Annotated in this window: 1 protein-coding gene; it reads left to right on the top strand. The window is 44.1% G+C overall.

Annotated elements, in window-relative coordinates:
• Positions 1-2,521 (top strand): HEAT repeat domain-containing protein (locus AAC037_RS23390; protein ID WP_339906033.1); only part of this gene is annotated, 2,521 nt, incomplete at both ends.

Below are 2,521 nucleotides of genomic sequence, written 5' to 3' on the forward strand. Positions count from 1 at the left end.
TTATGGCATTCGTCGACTTGAAGGTGGGGGTGTATGGCAATACAATACCAAAACGCAGCAATTGGAAGTATTTGCCAAAGGATTGATCAACCCCTGGGGTTTGCAATTTGACAAATGGGGTAAGAGCTTTTTAACAGATGGTGCAGGTAGAGAGGGAATTAACTATGCCTTTCCGGGTGCTACTTTTGCTACTGCACCAGGGGCTGAACGTATTTTAAGTGGCCTGAATCCCGGTCAACCCAAGCACAGTGGCTTGGATATCGTTTCAGGGGCACATATGCCGGAAGATTGGGCTGGAAGTTTAATTACCAACGATTTCAGGGCCAACCGGGTAAACCGTTTTGTCTTGGAAGAGCAAGGAAGTGGTTTTGTCTCCAAGCAGGCCGACGATTTGCTATGGACAGATCATATTGGCTTTAGACCTGTAGATATCTTAATGGGCCCTGATGGGGCAGTATATATTGCCGATTGGTACAATCCTATCATTCAACATGGAGAGGTTGACTTTTTTGACTCGAGAAGAGACCAGCAGCATGGCAGGATCTGGAGAGTAACTAAAAAAGACAGTCCCCTAGTTAAGTATCCAGAATTAGAAGGAAAGTCTATTCCGGAGCTTTTGGAGGCATTAAAATCAGAGGAAAACTGGGAAAGATTACAAGCAAAATTAATCCTAAAAAACAAGGACGAGCAAGAAGTAAAGGAAGCATTAGGTAAATGGATCGAGACACTTGACCCTTCAAATCCCGAATACGAGCACCATTTATTAGAAGGACTTTGGCTACATCAGGCCATTGGTGCGGTGAATGTCCCATTGTTGGAGAAGCTTTTAAAAGCTAATAATCCGGAAGCCAAAGCAGCTACCATAAGGGTTCTGGTGCATTGGAAAGAACAGATCCCGGAAACTGAATCCCTACTGGCCAAAGCCATTCAAGACAGCCATGCGACGGTAAGGTTGGAAGCGGTAGTTGGTCTTCAAAATTTCAGCACTTTAGAAGCGACACTTGCCGCACTGGAAGCCTTGGATCAACCAATGGATGTTAATCTGGACTTTGCCTTATGGCATACGGTAAATACCTTAAGCCCGGTTTGGCTACCCAAACTATTGGAGGACCCGAACTATTTTGGGAATAAGGACAAAACCATCTTTGCCCTCAATACCGTAAGTGATCCAAAATCTACTTCTTTGCTGGCTGAATTGTATAGCGACAATAAAGTACCGGATAAATACCTGGAAATGGTTCGGGAGAAATTGGCCAAATATGGCACAAGAGCTGATTTAAGCAAAATATACCTGCTTGCCATCAATTCAACTGATACAGAAAGCCAATTGAAAAACCTAGAGCTACTGCACAGGGCAGCGAATGATAGAGGGCTGGCACCACAGCATACTTCAGGGCAGTTAAGAACTTTGCTTACAAGTAAAAATGAAGCAGTTGAAATAAAAGTATTGCAACTGGTAGGCTTGTGGAAAAAAGCTGATCTGTTGGATCTTATCCTACAAAAGAACCAAGACAGCAATGAAGAGGTTAGAAAAGCCGCCATGGAAGCCATGGGTAAGCTCGATGATGCTGATAGTCAAGAACTTTTGCTCAACATGGCCAAAACGCATAAAAATGAAAGCATCCGGGTCTTGGCCATCTCTCAGTTGGTGAAAACAGCCCCTGAGAGGGCTGCCGAGGCTGCCACTACCCTGCTTTCCAATAAGCCTTCGGACACCGGCACGCGAGATCTGTTTGCTGCTTTCCTTTCTTCCAACAATGCCACGGCAGTGTTGGCCAATTCCTTGTCCAATACCCGCATCCCATCAGAAACGGCCAAAAAAGGAAGAAAAACCATGCAAGAATTACTACCTATGCATAGAAGAACCAAGGCTGGAGCCCTACAACTTAAAGATGCTCTCGAAGCCTCTGGGGGGGTTTTACCTCCTGAGAAAATGCCACAGCAATTGAGCGAACGAGAAATTTATCTCCTTGGAATCGAAGTAAAAACCTCAGGAAATCCGGTAAAAGGCGAAGCCATTTATAGGAGATCTTCAATTATGTGTCAAAACTGCCATGGCATAGGCGGTGCCGGTGGTCAGCTGGGACCGGATTTAAGTTCTTTGGGCACCAGTTTACCTATAGACAATATTATCAAATCCATACTCGAACCTACAGAATCAATCAAAGAAGGTTTTGAATTACAAAAGGTTACCAAAAATGATGGAGGTATAGTGATGGGCTATTTAATCAATGATGGCGCAAGAGAAGTTGTCATTCGAGACATGGCGGGTAATGAAAACGGCATTCCTAAATCACAAATTAAAAACCTAGAAAAGGTTCCCGGTTCCTTGATGCCTGCAGGAATCACGGCAAATCTGGAAAAAGAAGAATTTATCAATTTGGTCAGTTACCTTTCCAAACTGGGAAGCAATGGAGATTTTAGAGTTACCAATGAAAAACTGGTAAGGCGCTGGAAAGCAGCCCCTGATTTTAAGGCATTGAGCAAAATAGACGGGGTGAATACTTGGGAAAACTTGCCC

The sequence above is a fragment of the uncultured Cyclobacterium sp. genome, assembly GCF_963976465.1.
Lineage (GTDB): Bacteria > Bacteroidota > Bacteroidia > Cytophagales > Cyclobacteriaceae > Cyclobacterium.